Origin of the sequence: Hungatella sp. SB206, assembly GCF_051132295.1 — a bacterium.
In the GTDB taxonomy this organism is placed as follows: domain Bacteria; phylum Bacillota; class Clostridia; order Lachnospirales; family Lachnospiraceae; genus Hungatella; species Hungatella effluvii.
The window spans coordinates 7,086,858-7,103,166 of record NZ_CP096603.1 but is presented as its reverse complement, the minus strand read 5'-3'; the positions used below and the strand labels follow the sequence as shown (position 1 = coordinate 7,103,166).

The 16,309-nt window shown below is 47.3% G+C and carries 17 protein-coding genes and 3 tRNA genes; 16 read left to right on the top strand and 4 right to left on the bottom strand.

All coding sequences use genetic code 11. From position 1 onward, the window contains the following. Positions 1–155 precede the first annotated feature (155 nt). From M1L66_RS31815 to M1L66_RS31795, 5 genes are all read left to right on the top strand, one after another. Positions 156–1,490, top strand: a complete 1,335-nt coding sequence (locus tag M1L66_RS31815) for an ABC transporter substrate-binding protein (RefSeq protein ID WP_434689666.1) — start codon at positions 156–158, stop codon at positions 1,488–1,490. A gap of 307 nt (positions 1,491–1,797) precedes the next feature. After that, positions 1,798–2,703, top strand: a complete 906-nt coding sequence (locus M1L66_RS31810) for a carbohydrate ABC transporter permease (RefSeq protein WP_187023755.1) — start codon at positions 1,798–1,800, stop codon at positions 2,701–2,703. A gap of 17 nt (positions 2,704–2,720) precedes the next feature. After that, entirely contained in the window at positions 2,721–3,563 is an 843-nt protein-coding gene (locus tag M1L66_RS31805) for a carbohydrate ABC transporter permease (RefSeq protein ID WP_055659165.1), read from the top strand. A 59-nt stretch (positions 3,564–3,622) separates the two neighbouring features. After that, positions 3,623–5,065, top strand: a complete 1,443-nt coding sequence (locus tag M1L66_RS31800; protein ID WP_434689663.1) for an MGH1-like glycoside hydrolase domain-containing protein — start codon at positions 3,623–3,625, stop codon at positions 5,063–5,065. Positions 5,066–5,129: 64 nt separating this feature from the next. After that, positions 5,130–5,840 (top strand): HD-GYP domain-containing protein, encoded by a 711-nt coding sequence (locus tag M1L66_RS31795; RefSeq protein ID WP_434689661.1) that lies wholly within the window; start codon positions 5,130–5,132, stop codon positions 5,838–5,840. Between the two features lie 44 nt (positions 5,841–5,884). Here the strand turns inward: M1L66_RS31795 and M1L66_RS31790 are convergent, their stop codons facing one another. Next, on the bottom strand, positions 5,885–6,277 hold the full coding sequence (locus tag M1L66_RS31790) for a desulfoferrodoxin family protein (protein ID WP_055659154.1): 393 nt from the start codon (positions 6,275–6,277) through the stop codon (positions 5,885–5,887). 195 nt (positions 6,278–6,472) lie between these two features. Between M1L66_RS31790 and M1L66_RS31785 the strand changes: the two genes are divergently transcribed. The 6 genes from M1L66_RS31785 to M1L66_RS31760 all read left to right on the top strand — a co-directional run bounded on the left by M1L66_RS31785 (position 6,473) and on the right by M1L66_RS31760 (position 10,227). Then, a complete protein-coding gene (locus M1L66_RS31785; RefSeq protein ID WP_002605144.1) occupies positions 6,473–6,904 on the top strand; it encodes a hypothetical protein in 432 nt (143 codons plus the stop codon). A gap of 42 nt (positions 6,905–6,946) precedes the next feature. Beyond that, positions 6,947–7,864 carry a DUF1848 domain-containing protein gene (locus tag M1L66_RS31780; RefSeq protein ID WP_434689658.1) on the top strand — a complete coding sequence of 306 codons (918 nt, stop codon included), beginning with the start codon at positions 6,947–6,949 and terminating at the stop codon, positions 7,862–7,864. Between the two features lie 24 nt (positions 7,865–7,888). Then, positions 7,889–9,736 carry a putative bifunctional diguanylate cyclase/phosphodiesterase gene (locus M1L66_RS31775; RefSeq protein WP_434689656.1) on the top strand — a complete coding sequence of 616 codons (1,848 nt, stop codon included), beginning with the start codon at positions 7,889–7,891 and terminating at the stop codon, positions 9,734–9,736. A gap of 148 nt (positions 9,737–9,884) precedes the next feature. Continuing rightward, a tRNA-Phe gene (locus M1L66_RS31770) sits at positions 9,885–9,957 on the top strand. A 45-nt stretch (positions 9,958–10,002) separates the two neighbouring features. Further along, positions 10,003–10,073, top strand: a tRNA-Gly gene (locus M1L66_RS31765). 82 nt (positions 10,074–10,155) lie between these two features. Then, positions 10,156–10,227 (top strand) — tRNA-Gly (locus M1L66_RS31760). Between the two features lie 114 nt (positions 10,228–10,341). On the opposite strand, the gene M1L66_RS31755 is transcribed toward M1L66_RS31760, so the two are convergent. Then, on the bottom strand, positions 10,342–11,559 hold the full coding sequence (locus tag M1L66_RS31755) for a tyrosine-type recombinase/integrase (RefSeq protein ID WP_434689654.1): 1,218 nt from the start codon (positions 11,557–11,559) through the stop codon (positions 10,342–10,344). A gap of 623 nt (positions 11,560–12,182) precedes the next feature. Further along, positions 12,183–12,569: a helix-turn-helix domain-containing protein gene (locus M1L66_RS31750; protein WP_434689652.1), complete on the bottom strand. Its 387-nt coding sequence runs from the start codon at positions 12,567–12,569 to the stop codon at positions 12,183–12,185. Between the two features lie 358 nt (positions 12,570–12,927). On the opposite strand from M1L66_RS31750, the gene M1L66_RS31745 reads away from it, so the two are divergent. Then, positions 12,928–13,098, top strand: a complete 171-nt coding sequence (locus M1L66_RS31745; RefSeq protein WP_182464898.1) for a hypothetical protein — start codon at positions 12,928–12,930, stop codon at positions 13,096–13,098. Between the two features lies 1 nt (position 13,099). Here M1L66_RS31745 and M1L66_RS31740 read toward each other — a convergent pair whose 3' ends face one another. Further along, positions 13,100–13,309: a hypothetical protein gene (locus M1L66_RS31740; protein ID WP_118042837.1), complete on the bottom strand. Its 210-nt coding sequence runs from the start codon at positions 13,307–13,309 to the stop codon at positions 13,100–13,102. A gap of 97 nt (positions 13,310–13,406) precedes the next feature. On the opposite strand from M1L66_RS31740, the gene M1L66_RS31735 reads away from it, so the two are divergent. The 4 genes from M1L66_RS31735 to M1L66_RS31720 all read left to right on the top strand — a co-directional run bounded on the left by M1L66_RS31735 (position 13,407) and on the right by M1L66_RS31720 (position 16,301). Then, a complete protein-coding gene (locus M1L66_RS31735) occupies positions 13,407–13,754 on the top strand; it encodes a hypothetical protein (RefSeq protein ID WP_418549703.1) in 348 nt (115 codons plus the stop codon). Positions 13,755–13,759: 5 nt separating this feature from the next. Then, a complete protein-coding gene (locus M1L66_RS31730) occupies positions 13,760–13,915 on the top strand; it encodes a hypothetical protein (RefSeq protein ID WP_215629763.1) in 156 nt (51 codons plus the stop codon). Between the two features lie 4 nt (positions 13,916–13,919). Beyond that, positions 13,920–14,630 carry a phage antirepressor KilAC domain-containing protein gene (locus M1L66_RS31725; RefSeq protein WP_434689649.1) on the top strand — a complete coding sequence of 237 codons (711 nt, stop codon included), beginning with the start codon at positions 13,920–13,922 and terminating at the stop codon, positions 14,628–14,630. 240 nt (positions 14,631–14,870) lie between these two features. Further along, on the top strand, positions 14,871–16,301 hold the full coding sequence (locus M1L66_RS31720; protein ID WP_434689647.1) for an AAA family ATPase: 1,431 nt from the start codon (positions 14,871–14,873) through the stop codon (positions 16,299–16,301). Positions 16,302–16,309: the final 8 nt, after the last annotated feature.

Genomic DNA, 16,309 nt, shown 5'->3' with positions numbered 1-16,309 from the left:
AGATTTTTTGATGGATTGGTGAAAGTGCCCAAATTGGTTGAAAAAATAAGTCTTAAATAGTAAGATGTGTTTACAGAAACGTATCGGATCCGGAAAAGCTTAAGCAGGTAACCCGTGAGAACAAAGACAGCGAAAGGTGTAAAAGGGGATCAATTATGAAATTAAGAAGACTTATGGCACTGACAACAGCAGCTATTATGGCAGCGTCACTGACCGCATGCGGCGGGCAGAAAGCTGAGACAAATACACAGGCAGCGGAGAGCGGAAAAGAATCGGCGGCGGCCGGAGAGCAGGTCACACTTCGCATGGCGTGGTGGGGATCACAGACGAGACATGACGCCACCAACAAAGTAATTGAAATGTATGAGGAACAGAATCCAAACGTACATATTGAGGCGGAGTTTTATGATTTTGACAGCTACTTCACAAAGCTGGACACCCTGGTGGCAGCAGATGATGTATGGGATATCTTCCAGATGGGCGGAAATTTCCCGAAATATATAAACAGCATTGAACCGATGGACGCCTACATCGAAGCGGGAACCATTGATGTAAGCGACACCACAGAAAACTTCCTGGCGACCACAAGAGACAACGACGGTACCCAGGTGGGAATCTCCATCGGAACCAACACCTACGGAATCGCCTATGATCCGGCCATGTTTGCGGAAGCAGGACTGGAAGAGCCGTCCGACAACTGGACATGGGATGAGTGGAAGGCTGACTGCCTGGCGATTACCGGGAAACTGGGAATCTACGGAAGCTCAAAGATGGACAACTTCATCGCCGGTGTAACGCAGAGAGCCTCACAGGCAGAGAAAGACGGCAACTTCTTCAAAAAGACCAACGACGGCCTGGAATTTACGGATACTGCTACCTTTGCATCGTATATGCAGATGATCAAGGATTTAACGGACGCTGGAGCGTATCCTGATGCAGGTGCGGTCAAGGAGATCAAGGACATCGAAGGTGACTATCTGGTAACAGAAGATGCAGCCATGACCTGGGTATCCTCCAACCAGATCGCCTCCATCGTCAACGCAGCCGGCAGAGAAATCAAGATCGCGCCTGTACCGCGTATCACGAAGGACGGCTCATATGGAATGGGCGTACAGTCCTCCCAGCAGTTATGCATGGCCAAGAGTTCCAAAAACAAAGAAGAAGCAGCTAAGTTCATCAATTACTTTGTCAACGACATAGAAGCTAACAAAGTATTAAACGGTGAACGCGGTGTACCGATCATGTCGAAAGTAAGAGATGTAGTCATGGAGCAGGCAGACGACAGCAGCAAGATGATCTACGATTTCGTAGACAAAATCGGCAACTTCCCCAAAGAAGACTGCAATGTCATCAGCCCGGACCCAAAGACGGAGATAGAAGATCAGTATAAGCTGCTGATTGAGAAAGTACAGTACGGAGATGTAACACCAGAAGAAGCGGCTGAGCAGTTAGTCGAATTTGCGGAGAGTAAATTTACGCGCCAGCAATGAGCCATGCGAAAAAGGGCAAATGCAGATATGCGTTGTGCTCGCACATAAGCATATCTGGGTTTGTCCTTTTTCATAGGGCGAAGCCCGTGACCGAGATGGAGCGAAGCGGAATCGAGGTGCATGGCGGACTAACGGGAGGCCCCCACAATCGAGGTGCATGGCGGACTAACGGGAGGTAATGAATACACATGGCTTCCAACACCAACGCCCCATAACACAAATCCAATATCAAAGGCAGGTGGGACCAGCCCCTATAAAAAATCACCTCACCTGCCTTTTCTGCGCAAAAAAATGGAGGAAATGACCAATGGAAGAAAGGAAAGCCAGCAGAAAAAAGTTCTGGTATAACGACAATACGGTGGGCTATATATTCTCGCTCCCGTTCATAATCGGTTTTCTGGCATTCACCCTGATACCGATCGCGGTTTCCATGTACTATTCGGTAACCGACTATAAACTGGGCCAAACACCAGCATTTATCGGAATCAAAAACTATCTGGAACTCTTAAAAGACGAGCGATTTATCAATTCCGTAAAAGTAACCCTTATTTACGTCGTTACATCCGTGCCGACGAAGCTGATTTTTGCTTTATTTGTGGCGTATTTGCTGACCCAGGGAAGGCGCGGCGTGACATTTTACCGTTCCCTGTATTACGTACCGTCCTTGATCGGCGGAAGTATCGCGGTAGCCCTTGTGTGGAAGACCATCTTTTCCAGAAAAGGCCTTGCTAACACGATCCTGGCTTCTTTAGGACTTCAAAAGCTGTCCTGGCTCGGTGATCCGAAGCTATCCATGGGTATTCTGGTCCTAATGTCGGCCTGGCAGTTCGGCTCCTCGATGATCATCTTCGCAGCGGGACTAAAAGAAATCCCGGGCAGTTATTATGAGGCGGCTGAGATTGACGGAGCAAATAAGTGGCAGCGTTTCCTGCGCATCACGCTTCCATGCCTTTCCCCCATCATTCTCTATAACCTGGTGATGCAGACCATCACGGCATTTATGGCATTTACGCAGGCGTTTGTCATCACACAGGGAGGTCCCAACGACGCGACCAACTTCTATGCTCTCTATGTCTACAACCACGCATTCAAGTGGTCCAACATGGGATATGCGAGTGCGATGAGCTGGCTAATGCTGGTTTTAATCAGCGTAATTACACTGATTCTGTTTAAATCCTCGAAGTTCTGGGTATTTTCTGAGGCGGATCAATAAGGAGGGGGAAAAAGATTATGACGAAAAAACACAAAATCGAAGCAGTCCTTTACCATTTGTTTGTGTGCCTGTTCGGACTCCTCATGATATATCCGGTGCTCTGGATGATCAGCGGCTCACTCAAAAATAACACAGAGATATTAAACGGAGGAATGAATTTGATTCCCCCGGCCTGGAGAGTGGAGAACTTTGCCAACGGATGGAAGGGATTCGGCGGTATCAGTTTTGCTACCTTCTTCTCCAACTCATTTTTCGTAGCCTCTGTTTCGACCATTGCAACGGTACTGTCATCGGCCTGCGTGGCTTATGCATTTTCAAGGGTGAAATATAAAGGAAGAAATATCTGGTTCACGGCCATGATCTGTACCATGATGATTCCGACACAGATCATTCTGGTGCCGCAGTACATCATCTACAACAAACTGGGCTTCGTCGGAACGTATCTTCCGTTAATCCTGCCGCATTTTTTCGGCCAGGCCTTCTTCATCTACCAGATGATGCAGTTCGGATCCGGTATTCCGAGAGATTTAGACGAAGCAGCCATCATAGACGGATGCAGTAAATATACGATATTCACAAAGATATTTCTGCCGCTTTTAAAGCCATCCATCGTAACCACGATTATCATTCAGTTCTACTGGAAATGGGACGATTTCATGTCACCGATGATCTACTTGAGCAAGCCGAAGATGTATACCGCCTCCGTGGCGATCAAGAATTTTGCGGATTCCACTTCCACGACCGACTACGGCGCCATGTTCGCCATGTCCACCCTGTCCCTGATTCCGGTATTCCTGATTTTCCTGTTCTTCAACCGGTATCTGGTAGAGGGAATCAGTACGAGCGGTATCAAGGGCTGATCACAGCAATACTGCCAAACAAAAACACTGCCACAGCGATACTATGACACAGAGAGGAAATGAGTGTGAAAAATCAAACGAGTGTATCCTTTCAGACCTCCGACGACCTGCTTCAAAAGCTGGTGGACACGGCTGAAGAAAAGTCCAGAGAGAATCTGAAACGGTTTGAAAACAGACTGGTGCTGATCGAAGGCGGCGGTTACGAGAAAATATGGCTGGAAACGCAGCCCATGGGCGGTGAGATGTACGCCAAACGCAATCTGGAGGCGGGAATCAACAATCAGCTGCTCTTTATGGAAAATCAGAGGGAGGACGGCAGAATTCCCGGAAGCGTAGCCTGTGAAAACGGCAGAATTACTCCGCAGTTCAACAAGTTTCAGGGCTTCTGTTTCCCCTCCGCTGCGCTGAATGTATACTACTTAATGGGAAAGGATCCGGGATATCTAGATCTGCTCTACACCACGCTGGAACGCTTTGACAGCTACTTATGGCGCGTGCGGGATTCCGACGGTGACGGCTGTCTGGAGACCTGGTGCAAATACGACACGGGAGAAGATCACGCCCTCCGGTACGGGGACGCCCCCAACGACTGGAGCGAGGAAGTGCCCCCGGAAGGATGCAGCGTGGTACCCATGGCTTCCATGGATATTATGAGCTTTTCCTACGCATCGAGGGAAACTCTGGCGAAGATCAGCAGAATACGGAAAGACATCAGGCGGGAAGCGTTCTGGAAGGAGAAGGCAGCCTGCGTGCAGGATAAAATCCGGTCCTATCTGTGGGATGACGCCGCAGGCGCCTGCTTCGACCGGGACAAGAAACACCGGGTGCTGCGCACGATGACCCATAACAATCTGCGGGCCATGTACTGGAACAGCTTTACCCAGCCGATGGCCGACCGTTTCGTAAAGGAACATCTGCTGAACCCGGAGGAATTCTGGACGCATATGCCGCTTCCATCGGTCGCGGTAAACGATCCGCTGTTTCGGAATGTGACGACCAACGACTGGAGCGGCCAGGCGGAGGCGCTGACGTACCAGCGGGCCATCCGGGCGCTGGAAAATTACGGGTACGACAGTCTGATCCCGGAACTGGGCGAAAAGCTGTTTCAGGCCATCGGCAGGGACTGTGTCTTTGTCCAGCAGTATGACCCGTTTACGGCGGAGCCGTCCCTTGTCTGCCTGGATGGAGAACAGGATTGTTACGGGCCGGCCCTTCTGTCGGTTCTGGAGTATGCGGCGCGCATGTACGGCGTCCATATCGAGCATGATACGGTCTTCTGGGGAACTGTGGGCGGCCATGAGAGTGTTTATGAACAGATCTGGGGAGACCGTTCCTTTAAACTGGTTCAGAATGGAAATGGGGCGGAAGGCTTTATGAATGGAAGAAAGGTATTTGAAGCCGGACCGGGTATTAAGGTGATTACCGGGCTGGACGGAAATGTGCTGGAAGTAAAGAAAATGTCAAAGAACGGAGATGTGAAAAGCATCCGCCAGTGGTTATAAGAATATAGAAGGAATAAGAATATAAAACGAATAAGAACATAAAAGAAGGATCTGAAAGCTGCAAATGCAAACTTTCAGGGCCTTCCTCCGTTTCTCCTGGGGCGCCGCCACAAAAAATACGCCGGAGGAGCAGCTGTCCTTCATTGTGGCCGCGGCCGAGGATATGATGTACAGCCGAAAACAGGTCAGAGGCGGCAGCCGGTTTAACGGGGCCGTACATTTGATTCTGGAATCGCTGTTTGAACGCAACCGTCAGGTGAGAGACCACAGCCTGAGAATCAGGCAGTTTATCAATGACTTTGGGACTTGGATGGGACTCGGTGAAGAAGAGGTGGCCTGCTTATGCAGCGCCGGACTTCTGCATGATATTGGGATGGCCTCCATTTCCGACGAAATACTCAATAAAAACAGCATGCTGACGGAGACAGAACAGAGAGAAGTTCTGCGCCATCCGGAGGTGGGCGGCCGGATACTCCATGCCAACGGAGACACCGCCGTGTACGCGGAGGCAGTGCTCTACCACCATGAAAACTGGGACGGTACGGGCTATCCCCGCGGCCTGGCCGGTGAACGGATCCCGTTTGAAGCGCGTGTCCTGGCAATCGCAGACGCCTATGACCGTATGAAGTACGGTTTGAATGGAAGAGGGACGAGGTACAAAGATGAGATGATGATACTGGAAGAATTTGAGCGGTGCAAGGGCCGCCAGTTCGATCCGGAGCTTACAGAGAAATTACTTGAATGGAAGACAGAAAAGAAGCATCCCGCGTCCTGAAAACGGTTTGGGATGCTTCTCTGTACAGGTGAGAACCTTGGGGTTTATGCCTCAGTTTTCCAGAAACCGTGAAGGTTACACCAGGCGTAGGCCGCCTTCGGCGTATCGCCGTCCTCCAGTGTAAAGTGGGCGACCGGCTCGCAGGCGGAATCTAAGGGCACCCGCATGGTGACCCCGGCCTTCGTCTGTAAGCAGACCCATCCGATGTTGTGTTCCTCGCTCATGGGATGGAAGATGCTTCCGACCTTTACGGTCACGTGGTTTCCGTCGGTTTCAATAATGGGGAGATGCTTTTCGGAAGCGCCTTCCGAGGTGTTGGGCTCCAGTACCTCAAATGGTTTTAAGCTGTCCGGGACTGCCGCATTAGGCATTCCCGCAATGGCCTCCAGTACCACGAGGCGGTCTCTGTCCGTTAAAAATACAGGCTGTTTATTCATAGAATCCTCCTGTCATAATGATGATTACATAAGGTTGTCTGCTGCGGATACTCCATTATTTTCCCTGAATTGCCTTCCTTTTATACATGAAGCTGAAAGCTTTTTCTGTTCTACGGCGCTGTCCGGAGAATGAATTGCCGCATTTTACCCAATACTATGATGGAAATCTATAAAATATGAAAAGAGGTATTGGATATGAGCGCAGACGCGGAAATGCTTAATTTTATTTATCAAAATTCCCAGATGGGTGTCGAGACCTTAAATCAGCTGATTCCTATGATTGACAATGAGGCATTTAAGAAACGGATCGAGGCACAGCTTAAGGAGTACGAGCAGATTCATGAGGAAGCGAAAAAGCTTTTGAACCGCCATGGCTACGATGAGAAGGGAATCGGCGCCCTGGAAAAAATCATGGCCTACCTGATGATCGATATGAAGACTCTGATGGATAAGTCTTCCTCTCACATTGCGGAAATGCTGATTCAGGGCAGCAATATGGGGATTATTGATGCGGTCAAGCGGATCAATCAGTATGAGAAAGAGGCGGAAAAGGAAGTGACGGCTCTGATGAAGCGGCTTCTTAAATTTGAGGAGAATAATGTGGAACGGTTGAAGGAGGCTCTCTGATGGGGTATAATGGCTTTATCCTGTGAGAAACGGAGTACAGCCATGATACTGAGTGTGAGCAGAAGGACGGATATTCCACAGTATTATTCCGACTGGTTTTTCAATAGAATGAAAGAGGGATTTCTCTATGTGAAGAATCCGATGAACAGCCACCAGGTCAGTAAGATCATGCTTTCTCCCGGCCTGGTGGATTTAGTGGTGTTCTGGACGAAGAATCCTGCCCCCATGATGAGACGAATCGGAGAATTGGGAGAAATCCCGTATTACATACAGTTTACACTGACCGGATACGGCCGTGACATAGAACCGGGGCTTCCGGACAAACACGAGCTGATCCGTATCTTCCGCGAAACTGCGGAAACGGCCGGACGGGACCGCATGGTGTGGCGATACGATCCGGTGCTTTTCAATGAAAGATACCCGGCGGAGTACCATTTCCGTGCGTTTGAAGCGATTGCAGAAGGAATCTGCGGTTGTACGGATAAGGTGGTCATCAGCTTTCTGGACTGCTATGGGAAGACGAAACGCAACATGAGGGGCATCCCTTTGGAGCTGCCGGATGAAGAGACCATGAAACGAATGGGTGAGAGGTTCGTAAAGACGGCGGAGAAGTATGACATGACGGTGGAAAGCTGTGCGGAGACCGTGGATTTAAGCGAAGTGGGAGTCCGCCATGGAAGCTGTGTCGATCCGGTGATGATTGAACACATTCTGGGCGTTCCGGTTCGTGTGAAGAAAGACAAAAACCAGAGGCCGGAATGCGGGTGTGTGGAGAGCGTGGAAACGGGGGCCTATGACACCTGCCTTTGCGGCTGCAAATACTGCTACGCCAATGACAGCGAGGGCGCTGTCATGAGGCGGAGGGAAGAGTATGATGTGGGTTCACCGCTGCTCTGCGGCAGGGTGGAAGAAGGGGACCGGATCACGGTGCGCAGGACGAGCCGGATTCTGACCGGATAATAAAACCTGATCAGGGGGATACCAATGAAAAAACATTTAAGAATACTGTTTCCGCTCCTTTTAGGCCTGCTTGTGGCGATCAGCGCAGTCTCGATCAAGCGGATTTCAGATATTCGGGACTACGGGAAGCTGATTAATTATGTGGGAATCGTGAGAGGAGCTTCCCAGCGGGTGGTGAAGCTGGAGACGAACGGCCGCCCTGACGATGAACTGATCGGGTATGTGGATGATATTCTGGACGAGCTGGTGACCGGCCACGGCATATATGGCCTGGTCTCCACGGACTGCAAGCTGTACCAGATGAATTTAAAGCTGCTGAAGGGGCAGTGGGGCGCCGTGAGGGAAGAGATCGACGCTGTGAGGCAGGGGGTGAGTGCAGATCTTCTGATTGATTCCAGCGAGAGGCTGTTTGAGATAGCCAACAACACGGTTTTTACCATAGAGCAGTATTCCAGCGACGTGGCGGGAAGGACGGTGCGCATGATTTCGGCAACAGCGCTGGTCAGTGCCATCGCGTTCGCGTTTACCATGTATTTTTACATAAAAAAATTTTTTCAATTAAAGGATACCAACGAAAAGCTGGAGGATTTGGCATCCAGAGATGAGCTGACCGGGGCTTACCATACGGAGAAGTTTTACTCCGAGGTAAACCGTATACTGGAACGGAAAAACGATGCCAGATTCGCGGTTCTCTATATTGATTTCGAAAATTTCAAATATGTAAACGACGTATTCGGCTACTCGTACGGGGACGAGCTGCTGAAAGACTACGCACGGCTGATCATGAGCCGACTGAAGGAAGAGGAACTGCTGGGCCGCGACGTGGCGGACCGGTTTGTACTCCTGCGCCGCTATGAGAGCCGGGACGAGCTGCTCGAGACACAGAAACAGGTGGATGAAGAGTTCTTAAATTCCACCCTTGTTATGTCGAACCGCCACATGATGACCATCGCATGCGGAATCTGCTGCGCGGAGGATCTGGTCGAGGAGCCGGAGGCGGTGATGATGGTCAACCGGGCCAATTTCGCCCAGAAGGAAGTCAAGAACAAACCGGGAAAGCACTATGCGTTCTACGGCGATGAGATCCGGCAGAAGCTGATCGCGGAGATGAAGGTGAAGGACCGCATGCAGGAAGGCCTGGATAATGAGGAGTTCGTGGTCTATATGCAGCCCAAGGTGGGCGTGGAGGACGGTGTCGTGAGAGGCGCGGAGGCGCTGGTGAGATGGGCGGTACCGGGCAATGGCCTGCTCTCCCCGGGACTCTTTATTCCGGTGCTTGAAAAGAACCACTTTATCGGCAAAGTGGACCGTTTCGTCTTCGAAAAGGTGTGTATATGGCTGCATGAACGCATGGAGAAAGGGCTGGCCGTGGTGCCGGTCTCCGTCAACGTGTCTAAAATACAGTTTTATAACCCGGATTTCATCCCGGTCTACGCCAGCATCAAGAAGCAGTACGGGATTCCTGACGGGCTGCTGGAGATTGAACTGACGGAATCGGCCGCGTTTGAGCACGAGGAGTATCTGCTGCAGGTGGTGAGAGAGCTGCACGACAACGGATTTCTGTGTTCCCTTGACGATTTTGGCACCGGCTACTCGTCTCTGGGGCTTCTAAAAGATCTTCCTATCGATGTGCTGAAGCTGGATGGAGTTTTTTTCCGTGTGAGCGTGGATGTGAACCGGGAACATACGATCCTGAAATATATAATCGATATGGTGAAAGAGCTGAATATCAGCACGGTAGCCGAGGGCGTGGAGCGTCAGGATCAGATAGAATTCTTAAAATCCGTAGGCTGCGATCTGATTCAGGGCTTCGCATTCTATAGGCCGATGCCGATGGATCAGTTTGAAAAGGTGCTCGACGGAGAACAGTGATATGCGGTTTCACGAAAATGGGTTTCGAGAAAATAAATGAAATTTATATTGACAAATGCAGGGAAATCTTGTAAACTTATTCGTGTTGTGAGTGAGAGGAGCAGCTGCTTCAAACTGATTCCGATTACGCACAGGACATCGCATGTCTGCCCAGATAGCTCAGTTGGTAGAGCAGAGGACTGAAAATCCTCGTGTCGTTGGTTCGATTCCGACTTTGGGCATTGTGCTCGCGAGAGTACATTTGAAATGCTTTTGGAATTTCCTTTGCGGGTGTAGTTCAATGGTAGAACACTAGCCTTCCAAGCTAGATACGTGGGTTCGATTCCCATCACCCGCTTTAGAAAATTTCTGTTGCATTTTCATGAGATGTATGTTATAATGCTTTTACGAAAAAGTTCATACTTTGTTTTATCGTTTATGCGCGAGTGGCTCAGTGGTGGAGTACAACCTTGCCAAGGTTGGGGTCGCGGGTTCGATCCCCGTCTCGCGCTCTTCTAAAAACCTAGTGTTTATGCGGGTTCCCGAGTTTTGGGAACTCGTTTTTTGTTTACATAATGCAACTTGCTTAAAGTTTTTGCTTAAAGTTTTCGTTGTTTCACTTACTATCATAGCACATTTCTGGCCCCCTTTTCTCGTGCCTCCAACTTCCCGGCAGCATACCCGCTAATTAAATCCATCTGCATATCCGTTTCCGCTTGTGCGTAAAACTGCATAAGTGTTTTAGGACTGTTTCCCATAACGGAAGAAATAAGGGCTGCATTTGGACAGCGGCGCATGTTGTTCGTCGCGAAGCTTGTGCGAAGTCCGTACAATGTGATTTCAGGCAACAGGAAGGCTCCTTCTGGCAGTTCTCCGCGCTCTTCCTTGTATTCCTTCATCTGACGGTTATGTGCTGTTAAAAGCCGTTTAAACGCTTCTCCGTACTGATGCGGTTTGATGGGGTTGCCGTTCTGGCTGACAAAAAGAAAATCGTTATTCCCCCACGAGTGATCTATCATATGATTTTTCCGTTTCCAGATCAGGCGCCGGTGAATGATATCATATAAATATTTTGGTATCGGTGGCGTCCGGTGTGATCCGTCATTTTTAAGATCGGTATCCACCGCCCAATTATCATATCCTTTTTCGAAATCGATCATATATGTGGGCTTGTTGCTTATGCCATTTTCTCGCAGGCCACAGACTTCACCTGGCCGCGCTCCCAGGAGCGCAGAAATTACGAACATGGGATAATAATGTGATAACCTGACTTCTGGCAGATCGAGAAAGTAGGTGACAATATCATCGTTCCAAGTGACCTTCTTTTTTCTCGGTACTTTGCAACGCTTAATTCCTTTTACCGGATTCGTGGTAATACATTTCAGCGGCTCCACGGCGAATCCGAATATGTTAGTAAGGATATTGATACATTTGTTTACCACTTCTGGGCTGTATTTCTCTTTCATGACATTAACATATCGCTGTATATGCATACTTTTAATGTTATCAATGGTTTCATCTCCAAAAACCTCTTTGATGTAATCCCCGTAAAACTGGGCGTACACTTCCCATGTGCTATTGGCGTATACCGGCGGTTTCGTGGACTCGTGCCATAATTTGTATACCTCGTCTACCTTTTCGGATTTTTTTTCCTTCGGAGCAGGCGCGCGGCCGGCCTCGATCTCCAGTATGATTCTTGCCTCGTCCTTTTTGGCTTCTGGCTTAGAATCACGCATGGGGCCGGTAATGGCCCGCTTCTCCTCAGCGTACCAGACGTTGGCGAAATACCTCGTTTTTGTTTTCCCAGTCTTTTTAGAGGTATATTTACTTTCCTGAATACTCATTGCATCATCCTTCTTTCTGGCCTTAATGCCTTATTTTAAGCGCAAAAAATACACCATACCGGTTTACAGCAGGTGCACGAAATGATACAATATAAGTGCTCTTTAATATTGTATCGGCAACACGCCGGTATGTCTACTTATGCCCTCTGTGCGACCAACACAGAGGGTTTAATAATTTGTAAGAAATCCACCAGAACAAATGTTCTGAAAAGGGTTGATTTTTAGTCCTAATAGTAATATAATTTTTATAGAACAAAACAGAACGTACGTTCTGATCTGCTATCCCACATAATGTGTCATACTTCCTTTCCCGGTGTTGATGCATGGCATTTTCAGAATATTGTGCTTTTTGAACAAAAATAATGGTAAAAAATGGAAAATACCAGAATTTGCCAATAGCTATTGTACTATAAAATATACAAAATAAACAATTTTGTGTTATAATATATGTATAGCACATACAATTTACAGGTATTCTCGGAAAGGGAGGTACATATTTATGACAACTGATGATATAAAAATCCTAACTATTCAACGTATAGAGGCAAGCGATGATATGGAATATATACTTGCTGTCTATACTTTTGCTAATTCCTATCCAGATAAAAGCAGGTCGGATAAAATTAAATGTCCTCAGAACGCTGCTTTAAATTGTTAAGAAAATCAAGCCCCCATTCTATTAAAACTTTACGGTTAGCAGGGTCCAGTTTTCTATATGTATCAACAAATGCTTCGAAAACTGGATCCTTCTCGCCTAATAATACAGCGGCCTTAGCTATAAGGTCGTTTTTTGGTGGGGCTGTAAACATATCACCTTCTCCAGTGCGGAGCCATTCTTCGTTGACGTTAAATGTTTTACACATATTATTAATTACTGAACTCGATGGATTCCGTCTTCCGGTTTCATAATTTGTAAGAACATTAGCTGTTGTTCCTATTTTTTCTGCAAATGTCTGTTGAGTTAAATCTAAATCTTTTCTAATTTTTTTAATTCTATCTTTCATTTCCATCTTATTATCACCACCTTTTATGTTATAAGTATAAACCATAAATACGTCATTGTCAAGAAAATACGTCAATGACGAAAAAATATATTGACAAATCCGTCAAAGAAGAGTATGATAACGTCATAGACGATAGAAAGCGAGGTGAAAGACATGGCAGACTTAAAAAACATTCCAGTGGAAGACAAAGAATTACAGACTATAGCAGAAATCTATAAGAGTCTTCAGGATACTAATCGGAACTTATGGCTTATGAATGGAAACATATTGCTTGCTAGCCAGAATGCTCATAAGAAGAATCGCTGTAGCAGCAGAAAAACAGACAGATAAGTGCACGTTGACAATTTAATCGGAGGTGAGAGAGATGTGGAAAATATTTATTTGGCTTTTGAACTGTAAGAAACACGATTACGTGAAAGCGGTTAAGCATCAAGGCATGACTTACGTTGTTAAAATTGAAAAATATGAATCTACAGATATGCTTATTAGAAAAATGAAAGAAGCCCTGGAGGCTGAAGCATCCAAGGCTTCTTAAATTAGATTCTGTAATTGTCGAGACCAGATAGCTCAGGATATGCATCACGGAATTTGTCGGCAATAGAATTGTAGAGCTGAATATCCTGATCCAGATTTTCTTTTGAGATTGGACAATCTGGCATAGCTTTTAGTGCTTCAAGTTTGTGGGCCTCTTTACGAAAATGTCCGTAAATGAAAAGAGCATCTGTATTAGATAAATTGACTTCCATAGAAATCTCCTTTCTTTAGTATTTCAGCATGGCAGTGCTGATATTTACATTATAGAGGGAGAAGGAAAATTATACAAGATGTAAGGAGGTGATAACCGTGGGAATCGAAGACCGTCTTAACCGACTGGAGGAAGAAAATGCAGCGTTGAAAGACCGCGTTGCGTACCTGGAAGCCGTAGGGCTGGATGAGTTTCTTCCCCCGAAAGCCATAGCGATTAAAATGCATTGCTCGAAGTCAACCGTACTCAACTATATTAAGAGTGGCAGGATACAGGCCACGCGGAAGTTAGGGGACTGGAGGATACCGACGAGCCAGTTTTACAAAGAGGATTCAGAAGCCGAGAGAACAGGCGCGGAATCTGAATCGATGATCCGGCCGCAAAAGAAAAGAGGGCCTGAGAAAGAAGTAACCATGAAGGATATTGTTTTTGGTGGGAAGGGGTGATACCGATGCGGAACTATTTTGCAGGCTTCAGCGCCCGCTACTGGAACCGCATGTTCCACGAGGCGTACGAGGGCAGGAGAAGTTACCGGACAGCGGCGCAGGCCGAGGCCGTAGTGATCGCGGCGCTGGTAGCTATTATATTATGCCTGGTGAGGGGGTGAGAAAGTGGAAGAATTAATGAAAATAAGCTATGAGGGTGGACAACCTACTGTGTCAGCGAGGGAGTTGCACGAAGGTCTGGATATAAAGACACCATACACCATGTGGTTCGAGAGAATGTCAGAATATGGTTTTGCCGATGGAAAAGACTTTTTTACAAAAATGTTAGAAAGTACAGGCGGCAGACCTTCCGTTGACCATTTAATGACAGTAGATATGGCAAAGCAAATATGTATGATACAGCGTACAGAACAGGGGAGAACATACCGCCAATACCTTTTGGATTTGGAAAAAGCATGGAATACACCAGAACAGGTCTTCGCCCGGGCGTTAAAGATGGCAGATCAGACTATCAACCAGCTACAGAGCGATATCACCCGTATGAGGCCGAAAGAAATATTTGCCGATGCCGTCACTGCGAGTCATACATCAATCCTCGTGGGAGATATGGCAAAGCTATTAAAGCAGAACGGTGTAGATATGGGCGCCCAACGGCTTTTTACATGGCTCCGCGATAACGGATATCTGATCAGGCGTAAAGGCGCAGACTGGAACATGCCAACGCAGAGGTCTATGGAGATGGGGCTGTTTGAAATCAAAGAAAGTACTCATCTGGACGGAAACGGCTGTAATGTAACGACGAGGACGCCAAAAGTTACTGGAAAAGGCCAGCAGTATTTTATCAATAAATTTTTGGGAGGTGAACAGAGTGCATAAAATCATACTCAATATTATTTGCCGGCTTGAAACTTTACGGAATCAGGCACCGGCGTGCGAGAAATCGGCGTACACGAAAGCTATTGCGGAAGTAATGGATATATATGACATAGCCTGCTTTAGCAAGGCAGAAAAGAAGGATAAGAAAAAGAGCCCGGCAGGTGCGAACTGCCATGGCTCAGGTAAATAGAAAACAAATTTTCATCCTCATTATATATGAGGAATCGGAGGAAATCAAGCGTGAGATTAACAAAAATCAAGATCAAGAATCTTTTTGGGATCAAGGAATATGAAGCAAACGGACAGAGTGTCGAATTGTCCGGAAGGAACGGAGCGGGTAAAACTTCTGTAATAGATGCAATCCGTCTGGCGCTGACAAACCGTTCCGACCGCGAGTACATCGTAAGGGACGGAGAGACAGAGGGAGAAATCCTGATCGAAACAGACAATGGGCTTCGGATCGACCGCAAAATCAGAACGAATCAGGCAGATTATAAAAGCGTAAAAAAAGACGGTCATGAAGTCGGAAGCCCTGAAACTTTTTTGAAGGATATCTTCACCCCGTTGCAGCTATCCCCGGTGGAATTTATGGCAATGGACCGGAAAAAGCAGAATGCAATTATCTTGGATATGATTGATTATCCGTGGGATATGAATAAAATCCGGGAATGGTTCGGAGAAATACCTGGTTGGGTATCGTATGACCAGAATATCCTTCAGGTTCTCCATGATATCCAATCTGAAAACGGCGAATACTTCCAGACCCGGCAGGATATTAACCGGGACATCCGGAATAAGAGAGCATTTATCGAAGACATTGCCGATACAATCCCGGCCGGATACGATGCAGAGAAGTGGGATAACGAGAATGTCGGAGAGCTTTACCGGGAGATCGAGAAGATCCGTAAAGAGAACGAGACTATCGAGAAAGCTAAACGGATGCTTGAAAGCCGTAGCAATAAGATGAGAGCCTTTGAAGCGGACAGAGAGATCGAATTGTCTGCCATCGAGAAGGAGTTTACCCGGCGGGAGACTAATCTTAAAGAACAGATTGCCTCTCTTGAGGAGCAGATCAGGTCATGCAAAAAGGAACTGTCAGGGCTCAATGAGAAGAAACAGGACAAGATCAGCCTAGCGGAGCAGACCTATAAAACGAACGTGGCTAAGTATGATGCAGAACTATCCCAATACGAAGAATATGCCAGCAAAGAAGTGAAAAGTACCGCAGAGCTCACCGAGAAGGCCGAATATGCCGAGGAAATGAAGGGCCATTTAAATGAGTACCGCCGCATGGAGAACCTGCAATCAGAGGTTGAGAAACTGGCGGCAGAATCCAAAGCCTTGACCGATAAAATCGAGAAGGCAAGGGAACTTCCGGGGGAAATCCTTCAGGAAGCAACCATTCCGATTGATGGACTTACGGTAAAAGATGGCATTCCTTTAATCCACGGACTTCCAATCAGTAACCTTTCCGATGGTGAGAAACTGGATCTTTGCATCGACGTAGCTATCCAGAAACCGAACGGATTGCAGATCATTCTTATTGATGGCGTAGAGAAGCTGTCATCTGATATGAGGAACGAACTATACCGGAAATGTAAGGAAAAGGGATTACAGTTCATTGCCACAAGAACAACTGATGAACCAGAATTAACCGTAGTCGAATTATAGGAGGAAGC

What these genes read in the sequence shown, in the direction of transcription:
- M1L66_RS31795 (WP_434689661.1), top strand. Translation starts at nt 5,130, where the DNA reads ATGCAAACTTTCAGGGCCTTCCTCCGTTTCTCCTGGGGCGCCGCCACA.
- M1L66_RS31750 (WP_434689652.1), bottom strand. Translation starts at nt 12,569, where the DNA reads ATGGAAATGAAAGATAGAATTAAAAAAATTAGAAAAGATTTAGATTTA.
- M1L66_RS31810 (WP_187023755.1), top strand. Translation starts at nt 1,798, where the DNA reads ATGGAAGAAAGGAAAGCCAGCAGAAAAAAGTTCTGGTATAACGACAAT.
- M1L66_RS31730 (WP_215629763.1), top strand. Translation starts at nt 13,760, where the DNA reads ATGCGGAACTATTTTGCAGGCTTCAGCGCCCGCTACTGGAACCGCATG.
- M1L66_RS31815 (WP_434689666.1), top strand. Translation starts at nt 156, where the DNA reads ATGAAATTAAGAAGACTTATGGCACTGACAACAGCAGCTATTATGGCA.
- M1L66_RS31780 (WP_434689658.1), top strand. Translation starts at nt 6,947, where the DNA reads ATGATACTGAGTGTGAGCAGAAGGACGGATATTCCACAGTATTATTCC.
- M1L66_RS31800 (WP_434689663.1), top strand. Translation starts at nt 3,623, where the DNA reads ATGAGTGTGAAAAATCAAACGAGTGTATCCTTTCAGACCTCCGACGAC.
- M1L66_RS31775 (WP_434689656.1), top strand. Translation starts at nt 7,889, where the DNA reads ATGAAAAAACATTTAAGAATACTGTTTCCGCTCCTTTTAGGCCTGCTT.
- M1L66_RS31755 (WP_434689654.1), bottom strand. Translation starts at nt 11,559, where the DNA reads ATGAGTATTCAGGAAAGTAAATATACCTCTAAAAAGACTGGGAAAACA.
- M1L66_RS31745 (WP_182464898.1), top strand. Translation starts at nt 12,928, where the DNA reads ATGTGGAAAATATTTATTTGGCTTTTGAACTGTAAGAAACACGATTAC.
- M1L66_RS31785 (WP_002605144.1), top strand. Translation starts at nt 6,473, where the DNA reads ATGAGCGCAGACGCGGAAATGCTTAATTTTATTTATCAAAATTCCCAG.
- M1L66_RS31805 (WP_055659165.1), top strand. Translation starts at nt 2,721, where the DNA reads ATGACGAAAAAACACAAAATCGAAGCAGTCCTTTACCATTTGTTTGTG.
- M1L66_RS31740 (WP_118042837.1), bottom strand. Translation starts at nt 13,309, where the DNA reads ATGGAAGTCAATTTATCTAATACAGATGCTCTTTTCATTTACGGACAT.
- M1L66_RS31790 (WP_055659154.1), bottom strand. Translation starts at nt 6,277, where the DNA reads ATGAATAAACAGCCTGTATTTTTAACGGACAGAGACCGCCTCGTGGTA.